16 protein-coding genes and 1 pseudogene are annotated in these 16,793 nt (G+C 34.6%); 9 read left to right on the plus strand and 8 right to left on the minus strand.

The genetic code is table 11. The features are described from left to right. From citF to RAM17_RS03935, 6 genes and pseudogenes are all read right to left on the minus strand, one after another. Complete coding sequence (gene citF / locus RAM17_RS03910; RefSeq protein WP_081298768.1) at nt 1-1,530, minus strand: citrate lyase subunit alpha; 1,530 nt, start codon at nt 1,528-1,530, stop codon at nt 1-3. Between the two features lie 12 nt (nt 1,531-1,542). After that, entirely contained in the window at nt 1,543-2,430 is an 888-nt protein-coding gene (gene citE, locus RAM17_RS03915; protein ID WP_065577565.1) for a citrate (pro-3S)-lyase subunit beta, read from the minus strand. After that, nucleotides 2,427-2,717 (minus strand): citrate lyase acyl carrier protein, encoded by a 291-nt coding sequence (gene citD, locus RAM17_RS03920; protein ID WP_034902004.1) that lies wholly within the window; start codon nt 2,715-2,717, stop codon nt 2,427-2,429. Before citD ends, citE begins: the two co-directional genes overlap by 4 nt. A gap of 21 nt (nt 2,718-2,738) precedes the next feature. After that, nucleotides 2,739-3,773, minus strand: a complete 1,035-nt coding sequence (gene citC / locus RAM17_RS03925; RefSeq protein ID WP_110448440.1) for a [citrate (pro-3S)-lyase] ligase — start codon at nt 3,771-3,773, stop codon at nt 2,739-2,741. Between the two features lie 4 nt (nt 3,774-3,777). Then, nucleotides 3,778-4,623, minus strand: a complete 846-nt coding sequence (locus RAM17_RS03930; RefSeq protein WP_110448439.1) for a fumarylacetoacetate hydrolase family protein — start codon at nt 4,621-4,623, stop codon at nt 3,778-3,780. 84 nt (nt 4,624-4,707) lie between these two features. Continuing rightward, a pseudogene (locus tag RAM17_RS03935) lies at nt 4,708-5,997 on the minus strand (2-hydroxycarboxylate transporter family protein); the annotation flags it as partial. A 281-nt stretch (nt 5,998-6,278) separates the two neighbouring features. On the opposite strand from RAM17_RS03935, the gene RAM17_RS03940 reads away from it, so the two are divergent. The 7 genes from RAM17_RS03940 to RAM17_RS03970 all read left to right on the plus strand — a co-directional run bounded on the left by RAM17_RS03940 (nt 6,279) and on the right by RAM17_RS03970 (nt 12,556). Beyond that, the gene (locus tag RAM17_RS03940) at nt 6,279-7,868 is read left to right on the plus strand and encodes an ATP-binding protein (protein ID WP_110448437.1); all 1,590 of its coding nucleotides are present in this window, start codon (nt 6,279-6,281) and stop codon (nt 7,866-7,868) included. 20 nt (nt 7,869-7,888) lie between these two features. Then, nucleotides 7,889-8,590, plus strand: a complete 702-nt coding sequence (locus RAM17_RS03945) for a response regulator (RefSeq protein ID WP_173795327.1) — start codon at nt 7,889-7,891, stop codon at nt 8,588-8,590. A 159-nt stretch (nt 8,591-8,749) separates the two neighbouring features. Next, complete coding sequence (locus tag RAM17_RS03950; protein ID WP_110448436.1) at nt 8,750-9,706, plus strand: glutathione S-transferase family protein; 957 nt, start codon at nt 8,750-8,752, stop codon at nt 9,704-9,706. A gap of 26 nt (nt 9,707-9,732) precedes the next feature. Then, entirely contained in the window at nt 9,733-10,473 is a 741-nt protein-coding gene (locus tag RAM17_RS03955; RefSeq protein WP_110448435.1) for an amino acid ABC transporter permease, read from the plus strand. Continuing rightward, the gene (locus tag RAM17_RS03960; RefSeq protein WP_110448434.1) at nt 10,470-11,228 is read left to right on the plus strand and encodes an amino acid ABC transporter ATP-binding protein; all 759 of its coding nucleotides are present in this window, start codon (nt 10,470-10,472) and stop codon (nt 11,226-11,228) included. The genes RAM17_RS03955 and RAM17_RS03960 overlap by 4 nt, the downstream gene beginning before the upstream one ends. 18 nt (nt 11,229-11,246) lie before the next feature. Next, on the plus strand, nt 11,247-11,672 hold the full coding sequence (locus tag RAM17_RS03965; protein ID WP_065613954.1) for a GNAT family N-acetyltransferase: 426 nt from the start codon (nt 11,247-11,249) through the stop codon (nt 11,670-11,672). Nucleotides 11,673-11,734: 62 nt separating this feature from the next. Further along, entirely contained in the window at nt 11,735-12,556 is an 822-nt protein-coding gene (locus tag RAM17_RS03970) for a transporter substrate-binding domain-containing protein (protein WP_110448433.1), read from the plus strand. Between the two features lie 6 nt (nt 12,557-12,562). On the opposite strand, the gene RAM17_RS03975 is transcribed toward RAM17_RS03970, so the two are convergent. Next, the gene (locus RAM17_RS03975) at nt 12,563-13,030 is read right to left on the minus strand and encodes an AraC family transcriptional regulator (RefSeq protein WP_110448432.1); all 468 of its coding nucleotides are present in this window, start codon (nt 13,028-13,030) and stop codon (nt 12,563-12,565) included. 302 nt (nt 13,031-13,332) lie between these two features. On the opposite strand from RAM17_RS03975, the gene RAM17_RS03980 reads away from it, so the two are divergent. Together RAM17_RS03980 and RAM17_RS03985 are read left to right on the plus strand one after the other, a co-directional pair. Then, nucleotides 13,333-14,196 (plus strand): RNA ligase family protein, encoded by an 864-nt coding sequence (locus RAM17_RS03980; RefSeq protein ID WP_173795297.1) that lies wholly within the window; start codon nt 13,333-13,335, stop codon nt 14,194-14,196. Next, on the plus strand, nt 14,193-15,332 hold the full coding sequence (locus tag RAM17_RS03985; RefSeq protein ID WP_110448431.1) for an AAA family ATPase: 1,140 nt from the start codon (nt 14,193-14,195) through the stop codon (nt 15,330-15,332). Before RAM17_RS03980 ends, RAM17_RS03985 begins: the two co-directional genes overlap by 4 nt. 59 nt (nt 15,333-15,391) lie before the next feature. On the opposite strand, the gene RAM17_RS03990 is transcribed toward RAM17_RS03985, so the two are convergent. Further along, on the minus strand, nt 15,392-16,792 hold the full coding sequence (locus RAM17_RS03990) for a glycoside hydrolase family 1 protein (protein WP_110448533.1): 1,401 nt from the start codon (nt 16,790-16,792) through the stop codon (nt 15,392-15,394). Between the last annotated feature and the right edge of the window lies 1 nt (nt 16,793).

Consider the following 16,793-nt stretch of genomic DNA (forward strand, 5'->3'; position numbering starts at 1 on the left):
TTAGTCTTTGACTTGACGAACAACATCAATAATTGAGCCATCACGGAAGTGAACAATCCCAACAATTTTATCGTTAAATTCAATTGGTTTTGGTTCACCTGTTAATGCAATAGCACGTTGATAAAGTTCTTCAATAGTCATTACGGGTAAATTAGCCGCTTTTAATCGTTCTGCGATTTCAGGACGAGCAGGATTTACCGCTATACCATGGTCAGTGACTAACACATCTACACTTTCTCCTGGTGTGACAATTGTCGTTACTTTTCTTATTACCGTTGGAATTCGGCTACGAATTAGTGGCGCAACGATAATAGTTAGATTTGCTCCAGCGGCTGTATCACAGTGACCACCGGATGCACCACGCATAACACCATCAGATCCTGTTAGTACATTAACGTTGAAATCTAAATCTACTTCGAGTGCGCTAAGAATGACAATATCTAATTCATCAACACTTGCTCCTTTTGAGGCTGGATTAGCGTAAACGTTGGTTGAAACTTCAATATGATCTTTATTCTTACCTAAAGATTGTCCTGCAGCTCCATCAAAACTTTGTGTATCAAGTAAACGTTTTACTAAGCCTTTTTCATGAAGATCGACGATACTGGCTGTGATACCACCTAGAGCAAATGATGCTGTGATATTTTTCGCTCGCATCCGATTTTCTAGAAAGCGTGTCGCTGCAGTTGATGATGCGCCAGAACCAGTCTGAATTGAGAATCCATCTTTAAAATAACCTGAATTTTCGATAACATCAGCGGCATAGCGTGCAATCATTAATTCTCTAGGGTTACTGGTAATACGTGCTGCACCAACGCTAATTTTAGTTGGATCACCAACTTCGTCAACTTTAACAATATAGTCAACTTGATCTTGGCGGATACTTGCTGGATGGTTAGGATAACCAACAATATCTTCAGTAAGTAAAACCACTTTCTTAGCAAATTGAGCATCAACCATAGCATAACCAAGGGCGCCACATTGTGATTTACCTGAGACGCCATTAGCATTACCTTGTTCGTCAGCAGTTGATACAGCTAAGAATGCGATATCAATATTAATTTCTCCGCTTTGGATTAATTTGACTCGACCACCGTGAGAATGGATATGTACCGGATTTTCCATCAGGCCGTGTGAAATCGCATCAGCTAATTTTCCTCGTAATCCTGAGGTATAGATTTTAGTAATTACACCAGACTCAATGTGAGGAATCAATGCTGCGTTACAGCTTAATAATGAGCTTGAAGCTAATGTAAGGTTCTTAATACCTAATTTACTAATGGTTTCAACAACTTTGTTGATAACTTTATCGCCTTCACGAAATGCGTGGTGAAAAGAGATAGTCATTCCATCACGAAGTTCACACTTTTCTATTGCTTGCTCAATTGACTCACACAATTTACGGGTATATTTAGACTCATCTTTTAGATAAGGTGTGGTTGCATTAGCATCAATAAATGGTGTGATATTTTTAAGATCAGGATGCTGTTTTAATAAATCAGCAATTTTTTGGTTTATAGAAGTTGTCATGTTTCAATCCTATCAAATTTCTTTACGTACACCGGAGTATTTAGCTAGTTCAATGATTTTTTGCGCACGAGCAATAATTGGTGCATCAATCATTTTGCCATTTAAAGAAACAACTCCAAGCCCTTTTCTTTCACCTTCTTCAGCGGCTTCAACGACTTTTTTAGCATTTTCTACTTCACTAGCAGTAGGTGCATAAGCATTATGTAATAGCTCAATTTGTCGTGGATTAATCAATGATTTACCGTTGTATCCTAATTTTTTAATTAGGCTGACTTCTTTTAAAAAGCCTTCATCATCATTAACATTTGAATAAACAACATCAAAAGCATCAATACCGGCTACACGAGCAGCATGTAAAACAGCACAGCGTGCATAAAATAGTTCAGTACCATCCCCGCGTTCTGTTTGCATATCTACTAGATAATCAAATGCTGCAAGAGCGATACCAATTAAACGTGGCGATGATTTGGCAATGGATACTGCATTAACTACTGCTTGAGCTGATTCAATAGCAGCCATTAATTTAGTGCTACCCACTTCTCGGCCACACTCTTTTTCAATTCGTTCAACATGCGCTTCAAGTTCATGAATATCTTCAGCACTATTGGTCATTGGTAAGCGAACAACATCAACACCAGCTCGCACAACGGCTTCTAAGTCTTTAAGACCAAATGGTGTATTTAATGCATTAATTCTAACTACAGTTTCAATGCCATGTTCTTTATAAACAGGTAATTTTAATGTTTGCGCGACGAGTAGACGTGCTGAATCTTTTTCTTTGATAGACACAGCATCTTCAAGATCAAACATAATTGAGTCTGGTTTATAGACAAAAGATGTAGATAACATTGCTGCATTTGCACCTGGAAGAAACAGCATACTGCGACGTAATTTTTTCATAGTAATTTACTCCAATCTAATTCAGTTTCTTCTGCACCGCGTAACACAGCACATTGTACCCGTGCTTTTATTGCACAATCTAAAGCACCTTTATCGTCAATAATGATTAAACCATCAGTTAAGTTAAGTTCATTTAATGTGTTATTAACCACAGCGCGAATTTGATCGCCAAATTGTTTATTTACATCACTATTAATAACAATTTCGATGCCAGTATTTGGCATGACTTTAACTAACAAATCGCTGGATTCGAGAGTTCCTGCCATGGCTTCTTTTTGTATTTTCATGTTTTTACCTTTTGAAAAGAATTAAATATTTAATTTATCCAAATTAGCTGAAATATAATTCCAAGTTGTTGAAGGAACTAATTTCTTAACCTGCTCATAATTTTTTAATGCCAGTGAATTTCGCACTAATGATGCTGATATAATGTTTGATTCTTCGAGTTTTCGAGCAACCTCAATGACAGTAATCTTGGATGACGAACTAACTTTGTCATCTTCTAACCAATATTTCATCGCTTTGTTATAAGCATTAGTTACTTCACTATGTGGCTCAGTACCAACAAAACGGTGAGTGATATTTAATGCTGGAGCAATATAGTTCCGGAAGATTAACAGATCGATTCCCATATAAGCATAGTCAATTTTGCTTTTATCTTTTAAAAAATAAGTAGGGAAGGTTGCTTTAGAAATAATGTATGACGAACTGGCATGAACCGTAACATTTTTAATATCTTTTGTGCCATCTTTTACTAACTGTAAACGTACCTGAAACGGAAACAGTGATACATCTTCATTAACCACAAATACATGTACCCAATCACATTGATTGGCTGCAAATTCAATAAGATATTGATGACCTTTAGTAAAAGGATTGGCATTCATCACAATACTGCCAATTTTGTTACCAGACTTTTGGTATTGCGATAATTGTTTACAATATTGTTTAATCCCAACCGGTGTGTTTTCCATCAATACGACTAAATCAGAAATTTCAACAATAGGATAAAAACCGCATGCTTTAAAAAAAGCGGTATTTTCAGGTTTAGTATATAAAAATAGATGAAAATAGCCGTTGTCATTGGCATATTTCATCGTATAGTCGATTAAAGTTAGATTTAGTTGGTTGCCGCGATAATCAGGATCAATGGCTACACACTTAATAATATTGTGATCAAGACCGGCACAAGCGATACAATTATTATTCAGTTTTGCAACAATGAAAGTTGTTACTTGTGGATCTAAATCGAGGTCAGATTGCAATAGTAATTGCTTAATTGCTTGATAATCTTGTTCAGATTTAGATATATCAACAACACTGTAATCAACTAAATCGTACATATAACTACCTTTTTTCTTCAACGATAAAGTTAGTTAGACGACCAATATTGGTAATTTCAACTTCAATGGTATCACCATCGTGCATAAATATTGGTGGATTTCGTTTTTTTCCAACACCGCCTGGTGATCCAGTAAGAATAACGTCACCCGGTGATAATTTAGTAAATGTACTAATATACGAGATTAAATCAGGTACAGTATGTACTAAATTCTTGATGCTATCATGTTGCATCTCTTTTCCATTCAGATAAGTTGCTATTGATAGCGCTTTAGGATCGGGTATTTCATCTGTAGTTGTTAAACATGGTCCAAAAGCCCCGGTATTTGGCCAATTTTTACCAGCTGTGTACCAAGTATATTGCCAGTCACGAATCGAACCATCCATATAACAGCTATAGCCTGCGATATAAGATAAGGCTTCTTCTGATTTTATGCGGAAGGCCTCTTTACCAATAATAATGGCTAATTCGCCTTCATAATCCAGTTCATCGCTGATAGTTGGTTTAATGATATTTGTCTTATGTCCTGTTTGAGAATCAGGAAAACGAACAAATAAAGTTGGGGCAGAACTAGTTTCATTAAATTCTGCTCGTTTTTCCGCATAATTCATTCCTACACACAAAATTTTGTTTGGATTTGGAATTACCGGTAAATAAGTTATTGCTTGTTCATCGATATCACTAGGTGAGTCTAAAAAGTTTTTTGCGTTAGCTAATCCATCTTTATCAGAAAGAAGGGATTTTAGATCTTGATATTTATCGCCTAGTTTTTGGCCTAAATCTACGATGCCATGATCAGTATATAAACCAAAACTTGGTCGACCAGAAACAAGGTAACTGACAAGCTTCATGAATACTCCTTAAAAGCTGTTTATTGAAACTACATAAGAAAATAGAACAACCCTAGTAATAACTAAGGTTGCTCTTGAAAAAAACTATACTAAAAAATTGCCTAGAATGAGTAAGGATACTGATACGTTAATTGCACCACCAATACGAGTAGCAATTTGGGCAAATGGCATCAACTCCATACGTTCTGCTGCTGTCAGGATTGCAACGTCACCAGTTCCACCTTGACCACTTTGACAGCAAGAGATAACTGCCGCATCAACTGGATACATACCTAGTTTTTTAGCAACAAAGAAACCAGTTGTGACTAAACTCACTACTGTACAAACAATAACTATTAGGTTGATAACGGTGAAAGCTGCAACGATTTTATCCCACGGTGTGATTGCCACGCCCACAGCGAATAAAATAGGATAGGTTACAGATGTTTGGAAGAACTTGTAAACTACTTGCGAACCACTTAGTACTTTTGGTGAAACACCTGATACTAGTTTAACAAATACTGCGGCAAATAGCATCCCTACAGGTGCTGGAATACCGGTTACTTTGTGGCCAATCATACCGACCATATAAAGGATAGCGGCTAATAATACACCAGATGCAAAAGTTGTCACATCAATAACCGACTCTGTTTTAGCCGTTTTGTTGATAATTTGTTCATCTTCTGATGCTGGTAACAAGCGACCATTACCAGTTAAATGAGGATAAGCTTTACCAATACGGTTAAGGATACCACCACAAATAATACCGGTTAAACCACCTAACATAACAATTGGTAATACTCGACCTAGTGCTTCACCTTGTTCCATACCTAAAATAGATGCATATCCGATTGATAATGGAATTGCGCCTTCACCAACACCACCAGCCATGATCGGTAATACTAAGAAGAAGAATGTTTCAAATGGTGATAAGCCTAATAAATAACCCACACCAACACCAACTAGCATACCAACAATTTCACCACATACCATTGGTCCGAAGATTTTTAAGAAACCTTGAATAAGCGTTTTCTTATCCATGTTCATAATACTACCAACGATGATACAGCAGATATAAAGATATAAAATGTGAGTATCTTTATAGAATTTGGTTGTTGCTTGTACCACAGGAGTAGGCAGAATGCCATAATAGACTAGAGCTGATGGAATAAAGGTTGCACAAATTGCTGCTGCCCCCATTTTTCCAACAATTGGTAAACGTTTACCTATTTCACCACAAAGAAAACCAAAGAAAGCACATGTGACTACCATAACAACTATTTCACTTGGTAATTTACCTGTTACTAATACTTCAGCAAAGATAAGAATACCCGCGATAATAAATAATGGTAAAGGAATTACACCGATTTTATAATCATCCATAAGTTTCCACCATCCGTATGGCCAAAACTTTTTCGTTTGATCTTCGTGTTTTATCTCATGTTTTTCATTGTTGTTGTGCGTTTTTTCAACTGAATTGAAATCCACCATATTTTTTTTATCTCCAAAATAAATTTGCTTTGTTTTAATGGCGCATATGGTGACAAAATATTAATATCAATTTTGTGATATAAATCATAAATTAAGTGTGGTTTTTATGGTTTTAAAGGCTCTAAGTTTTTTTATGCTGTGTTACACTCCTCAGCAGATACAGCAATTATTTATTAAGTATAAAAATGCGAAAACGAATACATCTGTCATTTACGACAAAATTATTTTTATCTCTTTTAATCTTTTCATTGGTGGTTTTAGCATTGCTGCAAAGCTACATATGGAATGTGACAGAAAATGCCTTATATCGTAGTTTAGGCGAAAAAGCTCAAATTCAGGCGAAAGAGTTAGCTGTGATTCCTAGCTTAATAAAATATGTAGAAGATAAAGATACTGAACAAATCGCTAAACTTGTTTCAGATATTTTTGAACAAAGTGATGCGAGTTATATTGTTATAGGTGATGCTAAAGCTTATCGGTTATTTCATACGGCTAATAATTCAATATATTTACCCATGGTTGGTGATGACAATCAGGAGGTGTTAAGTGGTATTAGTAGCACCACAATAAGTCAAGGATCTTTAGGTTTAGCCCTAAGAGGTAAAGCGCCGATTATTAGCAATGGAAAAGTAATTGGTATTGTTTCGGTTGGTTATATGGTAGATGATATTTATGCGTCACATATAAAACAATTTATTCCATTCATTATTTTTTGTTCATTTTTATTCTTTGCGCTGTTTATATTTTCTTTATGCTTTGCTAGAGCTATCAAAAAACAGATGTTTAATTTAGAACCTCAAGCAATTGCACTATTGGTAAAGAGTCAGAAATCAATAATGGAATCAATATTTGAAGGTATTATTGCCATTGATCTTGATTATAAGATTATCAATATCAACCAATCAGCAAGGCGTATGTTAAATATTGATATCGATGATAATAGTCTGCTTAATCATGATTTATCTAATTTTATTAAATCAACGGATTTTCTTTATGGTAGTACCAATCAGACTAAAGATGTTCATGACCATATTTGCTATTTCAATAATATTATCGTTATTGCTAATCGTATTCGCGTAATTGTTGATGATGAAATTCAAGGATGGGTGATCACCTTCCGAAATTATGATGATATTAATTTATTAAGTATGCAATTAACTCAAGTTACGCAGTATGTGGATAATTTGCGCGCCTTAAGACATGAACACCTTAACTGGATGGCAACGTTATCAGGTTTAATTTATATGAAACGATATGAAGAAGCGGAATCATTTATTGCGCTACATTCTGCTGATAATCAACAAAATCTAGATTTCATTACCAGCCATTTTCAGGTTCCGGCTATTTGTGGTTTATTAATTGGTAAATATTCTAAGTCGCATGAAATTGGCTTAAAATTGTTTTTTGATCCCGCCTGCTATTTAGAAGCATTGCCTTCCAAGATAACTGAAGCCGAATTTATGTCGATATTAGGTAATTTATTGGACAATGCCTTTAATGCGTGTTTAAAAAATAATCAAGGTGATAAATCTATCCATCTATTTTTAAGTGATAGAACCGATGAAATTGTTTTAGAAGTCAGTGATCAGGGTTGTGGTATAGACGATAAAATCCGCAATTCAATTTTCCAACCGGGGGTAACCTCACAAAATTCGAACGAACATGGTATAGGTTTACATTTAGTTTCTACATATGTGAAAAAAGCTAACGGATATATCACATTTGAAGATAATGAACCTTATGGAACGATTTTTTCTGTTTTTATACCAAAGTAGTTAACAGAGGTGAATAAAGTATGTATGAAATAAAAGAAGATACAATTAAAGTTCTTATTGTTGAAGATGAGCCCATTTTAGCTGAATTAAATGCCGAATTTATTCAACGAGACACCAAAGTAGAAGTTATTGGAATCGCTGCAACTTTGGAAGAAGCGAAAGTGATGGTTGAAAAATTAAAACCAACATTAATTTTATTAGATAATTACCTACCTGATGGAAAAGGAATTGAATTATTTGAATATATTATTAATAATAATTTAGATTGTTATGTTATTTTTATTACTGCTGCGAGTGATATGGATACCTGTAGTAAAGCGATACGTTTTGGCGCTTTTGATTATTTAATCAAACCGGTATCTTATCAGCGCTTAAAACATTCACTTGAACGTTTTGAACTGTTTTTATATCGTCAAAGTTTGCAAAAACATGTGAATCAAAGACGTATTGATGAACTTTTTAATCTACAAACTAAAGACTTTGTTGATATTAATCGCCACTCCAAAGGTATTGAAGAAATTACCTTACAAAAAGTTAAAGATCTATTTATGCAAACAAATGAACCGCAAACAGTAGATCAAATTGTCGAAAAAGCCAATATTAGTAAAACCACCGCTAGACGATATTTAGAATATTGTGTGCAAACTAAATTATTAACGGTTGAGCTTAACCATGGCAAAATAGGTCGTCCTGAAAGGCTTTATAAAAGATTAGGAAAGTAATTTTTTTCGCAAAGTTGGTTATTAATCCTACGTTATATAATTTATGATTATATAAATATGCTTATTGATTATTTTATTGCCTAAATATTTGATGCTAGATTGAATTAATCCAATTGTTGGATGATTTAAATTGCAGTATCAAAGAATAGGAGTAAGCGTATGTCTATAGGAAAAGTAGTAACGACTGAAAATAATGAAATCAGTAAAGATGGTGCTTTTGTCCGTCAAACTAACCGATTTGACACTCCCTTTGGTAATGAACCTGGCTTGTTACCTGTTGAAGCAGGTCGTTATCGACTGATTTGGGCTGCAATTTGCCCTTGGGCCCATCGCCAAATGATAGCCATCAAGTTATTGGGTTTAGAGGATGTTATTAGTGTAGGTAAGGTTTCTCCTATAAGAACACCACATGGTTGGGAGTTTTCACTTGATCCCAATGGCGTTGATCCGGTGTTAGGGATTCGTTATTTACCGGAACTTTATGCTAAAACCGATCCAGAATATAATGGGCGAGCAACAGTTCCTACCGTAGTAGACGTAAAAACTGGCAAAGTTGTTAACAACGATTATTTTAGATTAACTAACTATTGGGAAACTGTTTTTAAGCCGTTTCATAAAGCTGGTGCACCAGATCTCTATCCAGAACATTTACGTACTGAAATTGATAAATTGAATGATGTGATATTTCATGAAGTTAACAATGGCGTTTATAAAGCAGGCTTTGCTCGATCACAACCAGCTTATGAGCATGCTTACCATCTCGTTTTTAACCAGTTAGATAAATTAGAACAACGATTAAGCAAATCTCGTTATCTTTTTGGTGATAACATCACTGATTCAGATATCCGTTTATATGTCACTTTGGCTAGGTTTGATGTTGCCTATTACGCTGCATTCAACACTAATCGAAATCGAATTATCGATTATCCTAATTTGTGGGGTTATGCCCGAGATCTCTATCAAATTCCCGCTTTTGGCAATACGACTGATTTTGAGGCGATTAAAAAAGGTTATTTTTTGAGTAATAACGCCCATAATCCTTATGATATTTTGCCGTTAGGACCTGATGTTAGTAATTGGCAAACACCACATAATCGAGATAAACAATTTAGTTAATTAATTTTAATATTGGGATAATGCAGATGCCAAATATTATTGATTTTGGATTGATTTTCACCCAAATACCGACGTTATTGGCTTATTTGCCAGTAACACTCTTTATCACCATCTTTTCGATGTTACTTGGCGTAATATTAGGTCTAGTTATTGCAATAATTAAAATGAATAAAATACCGATATTAACGCAAATAGCAGCGGTATTTGTTTCATTTATAAGAGGAACCCCATTATTGGTACAACTTTATTTAAGTTTTTATGGCCTACCAATTTTATTACGTTATGTTAATTACTTTTTTGATACAGATTTTAATATTAATGGGCTTCCGGCAATATTGTTTGTATTGATAGCCTTTTCTTTTAATGAAGCAGCTTATAACTCTGAAACAATTCGTGCCGCATTACAATCTGTAAATAAGGGGCAAATCGAAGCTGCACAATCGTTAGGTATGACATATAGTCAAGTTTTACGTCGTATTGTTATTCCTGAAGCATTTATAGTTGCACTGCCTAACTTAGGTAATACTTTAATCGGATTACTAAAAGGAACTTCATTGGCATTTGTTTGTTCGGTAACTGAAATGACTGGTAGAGGTAAAACTTTAGCTGGTCATAGCTATCGTTATTTTGAAGTTTATATTTCACTGGCTCTAATTTATTGGGCATTAACCATATTAATTGAATTATTAGTCAAATATTTAGAGAACCGATTAACGATTAGTGAAGATAAAAATACTCCAAGTTACCGAAGAGGGAAATGGCTATGATTCATGTTAATAATCTCACTTTATCTTTTCATGGTAATTGCATTTTAAATCAAATTAATTTTGCTATTAAAGCACATGAAATCGTTGCAATTATTGGCGCATCGGGAGCAGGAAAATCGACCCTTTTACGTTGTTTAAATTTATTGGAAAAACCTCAAGCTGGTAATATCACTATTGATAACATGTCGTTTGATGTCAGTAAATCTAAACGAGATCAAATTGTTAAATTTCGTCAACAAACAGCGATGGTTTTTCAACAGTTTAATCTTTTTCCACAAAAGAATGCTTTAGAAAATGTTATGGAAGGGTTACTGATTGTAAAAAAATACTCTCGAGAGAAAGCTGAAAAAATTGCTTACGACAAACTAGTTGAAGTTGGTCTTGCTGATAGAGTAAACCACTATCCAAAACAACTATCAGGTGGTCAACAACAAAGGGTTGCTATTGCGAGAGCGTTAGCCATGAATCCTAAGGTTTTATTACTTGATGAACCTACCTCTGCATTAGATCCTGAGTTAGTCGGCGAAGTATTGGCAACGATAAAAATGGCGGCAAAATCGGGTATTACGATGATATTAGTTTCTCATGAAATGAGTTTTGTGCATGATATAGCCAGCCGAGTTTTGTTCTTAGATAAAGGGCAAATTATTGAAGATGGATCGCCTAAACAAGTTTTTTTAAATCCTGTTCATCAAAGAACAAAAGATTTTTTATCTAGATATTATTCAGCAATGCAAATGGATTATGAGATTTAATCAGTAAATGAGGTACTAATGGGGATTATTATTCAACAACACTGTGATGATATTAATTGGCAAGAAGTTGCTGATTTACTGGCATTTTATGGCTTAAGTTCGTTCGATGCGATAACTCAAGAACAAGTCTTTAAAAGAAGCTATGCGGTAGTTTTTTTATTGGAGAATAATCATGTGGTGGGGGTTGGTAGAGCGTTATCAGATGGTATTTGTCAGGCAGCGATTTATAACATTGCTTTGGCTAAACACTTACATGGTCAGCAATATGGTAGGCTAATTGTCGATAAGCTTATTGAACAAGTAAAGGATTGTAATATTATTCTTTATACACATCCTCAAACGGTTGAATTTTATAAGAACTTAGGTTTTGATTTAATGAAAACTGGTATGGCCATATATCAAACAGATCATCGGCAGCAAATGAAAGAAATGGGATTCATTTAGATAGCCTAATTGACTAGCATTTTAATAATATTAACTAATTTTAACTACAGAGGATCGGCGTTATGAATCTAAAAAAATGGTATAGCTTTTTGATCTTGGCTGTTTTATCACTGATTGGATGTGATAATCAAAATAAAAACACCCAAAGTACTAAAGTAGAAAAAATCGTTATTGCAACATCAGGCGCACCAAGTCCTTTTACGACAGTCAATGATAAAGGAGAGCTGACTGGCTATGATATCGATGTGGTTAAAGCCATATTTGCCAAACAACCACAATATGAAATTAATTTTGAAATTACAGAATTTCCATCGGTACTTGCAGGACTTGATTCTCAAAGGTATCAAGTTGGTGCTAATAATTATGCAATGAATGAAAAACGTAAGGAGAAGTATTTTTATTCCGATCCAATCTTTAAAAATCAATATGTAATCGCAGTAGCTAAAAATAATAATAATATAAATCGTTTTAGTGATCTTAATGGAAAATCGACAGAAGTATCACCGGGACTAAACTATGCTACAGCTTTAGAAACCTATAATCAGCAAAACCCTAATAATCCTGTCAAGATTGTTTATAGTGAAGCTGATTTATTACCTGTTTTACAACATGTTGAAAGCGGTCAATATGATTTTCAGTTAATTGATAAAGTAATGTTATCGCAATATACTAGCGAACATCATCTCAATTTAAAAATAATTGAACTAAGTAAGGAAGATGAAGATCGTATTGCTTCACCATTTAGTTATCTTTTAATTAGTAAAAGTAGTAGAGGGGAACAATTAACCAAAGATATCAATGAAGGTATCAAAAAAATTATTAGTAGTGGTGAACTAGCACAAATTAGTCAGCGTTATTTTGCTGCTGATTATTCACCTAAATAATGAATATCAATGGTCTAACAGCGGTAAATAAACATCCGTTATCATCTGTTCTAGTTTAATGGTCGGACCAACATTGACATAATGAAAAATTGGGGGGAAATCTCCCAGTTTTTCTCCGCTATTTGGTAACCATTGTTTGAGTAAATAAATAATAGCTTGATTATGATATCTCGAACCAATATCTCTGGTTTTTGCACAGCGGAGTTGGGGAATCGTTTTATTTATTACTCCATAAATGTTAGTAGTAATAGGTTCATCAATAGCGATACCTAAATCGACATGATGTTGTTTCGGTGGCGTTGTTTTTGGATTGGTATAATGAATGCCGTAGTTTCTATATTTATTATCTAAAAGCTGATTTTCTTGTCGCCATTTTATGAGTTTATTCACTGATTCATGTTCTAACTCAGGCGAGCCATAATGCTCAATAACGGCTAACTGTGTCATCGGAAATAATACGATTTCGACATCCATATAAACCTCAAAATTTATCAATGATAATGATCTTGTCGAATCTTAATACTGATTAAATATATAAAAAAATCCAATTTCACTTGACAATAGATCTGCTGAAAAAGATAATGGCGCCGTTTTTTTAATCTAATATTTATATTTTTTGTGAGGTGGCAAAATGCCTGTATTTAACACTTTATCTTAATGCCGACATGGTATCTTCTATTTTATTGTCTTTTAGCTTTTTCTAAAGCGTCTACGTTGCAGTTCAATCTATAGATCTTCGCCTTGTCGGTTTTCCCTAATTTTTTGGAGAAAACAAAATGACAATGGAAACTTATATTCAAAACTTAGAATTAATTAAATACCCACGAACTCCACATTTGCAAAGTTCACGTTTACAATTTGGCGATAGTGAGCATGGACAGCTACCTTACGATCAGTTAGCAGGGCAATATATTGTGGTTGAAGAAAAACTTGATGGGGCCAACTGTGCAATCAGTTTTTCAGAAAGTGGTGAACTATTACTACAATCACGTGGCCATTACTTAATAGGAGGGAGTCGCGAACGTCAATTTAATCTATTTAAACATTGGGCAACGGTCCATGAAGGCTGGTTAATTGAACGTTTAGAAGATCGCTATATTATGTATGGTGAGTGGCTACATAAAAAACACGCTATTTTTTATGATGCATTACCACATTATTTTTGTGAATTTGATGTTTGGGATAGGCATAATAATTGTTTCTTATCGACTCGAAAGCGTCATGAATTATTGGCCGATGGTCCTATTTTATCTGTTCCTGTATTGTTTATGGGAATTGCACCAGAAAAATTAAGTGATTTATTAGCACTCGTGAAAAATTCTTTAGCTAAAACAATTGACTGGCGAAGTTGTTTTGAAAAAATTGTCACACAAGAAAAGCTTGATTTAATCAAAGCTTGGCAACAGTGTGATAACTCTGATTTGATGGAAGGATTATATTTAAAAATCGAATCAGCAAATACTACAACTGGTCGTTTGAAGTGGGTTAGGCAGGATTTTGTGCAAGCTATATTAGATGCTGGGCAACATCATTTACAACAACCATTTATTCCTAATCAATTAGCTAACAATGTTGAGCTTTATTCGCCACAACTAACAATAAATTGGAATAGTGGCTTAGTATTTGGAGGTGATTTATGAGTTATTCACAGTTACAACAAGAGATCGCCTACAGTATCAGCCAAGATAACTTTGACCAGTGGTTAGACTGTATTCCTGAGTTGAATAAATTGACTATTACACCACAAGATCCGATTTATCATGGTGAAGGAAATGTTTGGATTCATACTCAAATGGTATTAAGGGCTTTAATTGCTCAAGATGATTTTGCAGCATCTTCTGATGAAGATAAGTTTGTACTGTTTATGACTGCTTTATTACATGATATTGCCAAACCAGAAACGACAATTATTGATGAAATAAGTGGTCGAATTTCACAACCACGACATTCGCAAAAAGGCGAGATAAGTAGTCGAATATTATTATGGCGAAATGGCGTTCCTTTTGAATTACGGGAAAAAATTTGTCGAATTATCCGAGTGCATCAAATACCATTTTATGCTTTAAGTGATGATAATAACTATAAATCACCGCAATGGTTAATTCATCGGCTTTCATGGCAACTTCCTGTTTGGATGTTATGTATGCAAGCTAAAGCAGATATACTGGGTCGTATTAGTGCTGATAAAGCTCGAATGGTTGATGAAGTTGAACTCTTCAAACAATTAGCTTTAGAAGAACAGTGTTTATATCAACCACGGCAATTTATTGATGATTATACGCGAATACAATATTTTCGAGGTAGCAATGTGTTACCTGATTATGCGTTATATCCTCAAAAAGGGCCTAAAGTCATCTTACTATCGGGGTTGCCTGCATCAGGTAAAAATAGCTGGATAAGTAAATACTATCCAAATTTACCGGTTGCATCATATGATGATGCTCGTAATCAACTTAAATTGAAGCATGGTCAAAATGAAGGTTTAGTGATTCAATTTGTATTAGCAAAGGTAAAACAATACTTAAGAGAGAATCAGTCATTTATTTGGAATGCTACTCACTTATCACGAGATATGCGAGAAAAAGCATTGGATTTACTTTATGCTTACCATGCCGAAGTTGAAATTGTTTATCTTGAGCAGTCAGAAACAACATTATATCAACGTAATTCAAGTCGAGATACTAGCTTGCCAAACAAGAAAATTACTCAAATGCTTTCTAAATGGCAAGTACCGTTACCGACAGAGGCACATAAGGTAACTTATCTAGTCAATTAGCAGTATTTAAATAAATTATGATGGGCCTTTTAGCGCCCATCATGTTTAGTTTTGCATTATTATTTAATACCGTTATCTTTGATGACTTGCTGATACCAATAAAAACTATCTTTTTTAATTCGATTAATTGTTTTTAAATCATGATCATCTCGATCGACATAGACAAAGCCATAACGTTTTTTGAAACCTTGATGTGAACTTAGTAAATCGATAACTGACCATGGACAATATCCAAATAACTCAACACCATCTTCAATCGCATCATGACAAGCTAAGATATGCGATTTTATATAATCAATGCGATAATCATCATGTACTTTATTGTCAGCAGTTAAAATATCTGGTGTACCTAAGCCATTTTCTGTAATGATCAGTGGTAAACGATATTGGCGATAATATTCATTTAATACCAGTCTTAGACCCATAGGGTCAATTTGTGCACCATAAGTTGAGGTGACCAAATTTGGATTTTTCTCGATCTTGAAATAACCATAAAGATCAAAATCGATATCTTTTTCTTTGCTACCAAACGGATGGCTATCATCTTCTGGTAGGTAACTAGCCACTAACGTCCGATAATAATTTACGGCGATAAAATCTGGCTTAGCTTGTTTTAAAATTTGCGCATCTTCTGGTTGAGTAATAGGATAGATACCACAACGATTTAAGTAATTTTTATAATACCCAGGATAGTCACCAAAGCAGTACATTTCAAGTGCATAGTTGGTTTTGAAATTGTCATTCATTTTGGCTGCCCAAACATCCATGGGTTTGTTACTTGCAGGGTAGGTCATGGTTGATGATATCGCTGGCCCAACTTTACTACCTGAAATTAGTTCATGACAGTCATTGGTTGCCATTGCATGAGCAACAAACATATGATAATCCATTTGAGCTCTCACTTTTTCAACCTCATGAGCCGCAACTTTATACATGTTCATTCTTTCGTTAACACGGATCATCAGATTTTGTTCGTTATTAATCTGCCAATGTTTTACTCGATCGCCGAATGCTTGATAACATATTTGCGCATAACGTCTAAATGCATCAACACAACGACGATCTTGCCAACCATTATATTTATCAACTAAGGCGAATGGTAAATCAAAATGATAAAGAGTAATAAACGGAATGATATCGTTCTTGATTAATTCATTGATGACTTTGTTGTAGAAATTAATGCCTGCTTGATTTATTTCACCATCACCATCGGGGATAATACGCGCCCATGATATAGAAAAACGATAAGTTTTTAGTCCTAACTCTTTAAATAAAGCAATGTCACTTTCAACATGATGATAGAAATCACTGGCTACTTTACTATCGGCTTGTATTGCAGAGCGTTGAAATGAATTGTAATCGGCAACGGTCATTCCTTTCCCATCCGCATCCCACCCACCTTCAATTTGAAATGCAGAAGATGATGCTCCCCACCAAAAATCCTTAGCAAAAGCTTTCATA

It is taken from the genome of Gilliamella apis (genome assembly GCF_030758615.1).
In the GTDB taxonomy this organism is placed as follows: domain Bacteria; phylum Pseudomonadota; class Gammaproteobacteria; order Enterobacterales; family Orbaceae; genus Gilliamella; species Gilliamella apis_A.

Bases quoted from the DNA above. Each gene is read 5' to 3' on its own strand.
- RAM17_RS03970 (WP_110448433.1), top strand. From the start codon at position 11,735: ATGAATCTAAAAAAATGGTATAGCTTTTTGATCTTGGCTGTTTTATCA.
- RAM17_RS03975 (WP_110448432.1), bottom strand. From the start codon at position 13,030: ATGGATGTCGAAATCGTATTATTTCCGATGACACAGTTAGCCGTTATT.
- citD (WP_034902004.1), bottom strand. From the start codon at position 2,717: ATGAAAATACAAAAAGAAGCCATGGCAGGAACTCTCGAATCCAGCGAT.
- RAM17_RS03980 (WP_173795297.1), top strand. From the start codon at position 13,333: ATGACAATGGAAACTTATATTCAAAACTTAGAATTAATTAAATACCCA.
- RAM17_RS03965 (WP_065613954.1), top strand. From the start codon at position 11,247: ATGGGGATTATTATTCAACAACACTGTGATGATATTAATTGGCAAGAA.
- RAM17_RS03930 (WP_110448439.1), bottom strand. From the start codon at position 4,623: ATGAAGCTTGTCAGTTACCTTGTTTCTGGTCGACCAAGTTTTGGTTTA.
- RAM17_RS03990 (WP_110448533.1), bottom strand. From the start codon at position 16,792: ATGAAAGCTTTTGCTAAGGATTTTTGGTGGGGAGCATCATCTTCTGCA.
- citF (WP_081298768.1), bottom strand. From the start codon at position 1,530: ATGACAACTTCTATAAACCAAAAAATTGCTGATTTATTAAAACAGCAT.
- citC (WP_110448440.1), bottom strand. From the start codon at position 3,773: ATGTACGATTTAGTTGATTACAGTGTTGTTGATATATCTAAATCTGAA.
- RAM17_RS03950 (WP_110448436.1), top strand. From the start codon at position 8,750: ATGTCTATAGGAAAAGTAGTAACGACTGAAAATAATGAAATCAGTAAA.
- RAM17_RS03940 (WP_110448437.1), top strand. From the start codon at position 6,279: ATGCGAAAACGAATACATCTGTCATTTACGACAAAATTATTTTTATCT.
- citE (WP_065577565.1), bottom strand. From the start codon at position 2,430: ATGAAAAAATTACGTCGCAGTATGCTGTTTCTTCCAGGTGCAAATGCA.
- RAM17_RS03960 (WP_110448434.1), top strand. From the start codon at position 10,470: ATGATTCATGTTAATAATCTCACTTTATCTTTTCATGGTAATTGCATT.
- RAM17_RS03985 (WP_110448431.1), top strand. From the start codon at position 14,193: ATGAGTTATTCACAGTTACAACAAGAGATCGCCTACAGTATCAGCCAA.
- RAM17_RS03945 (WP_173795327.1), top strand. From the start codon at position 7,889: ATGTATGAAATAAAAGAAGATACAATTAAAGTTCTTATTGTTGAAGAT.
- RAM17_RS03955 (WP_110448435.1), top strand. From the start codon at position 9,733: ATGCCAAATATTATTGATTTTGGATTGATTTTCACCCAAATACCGACG.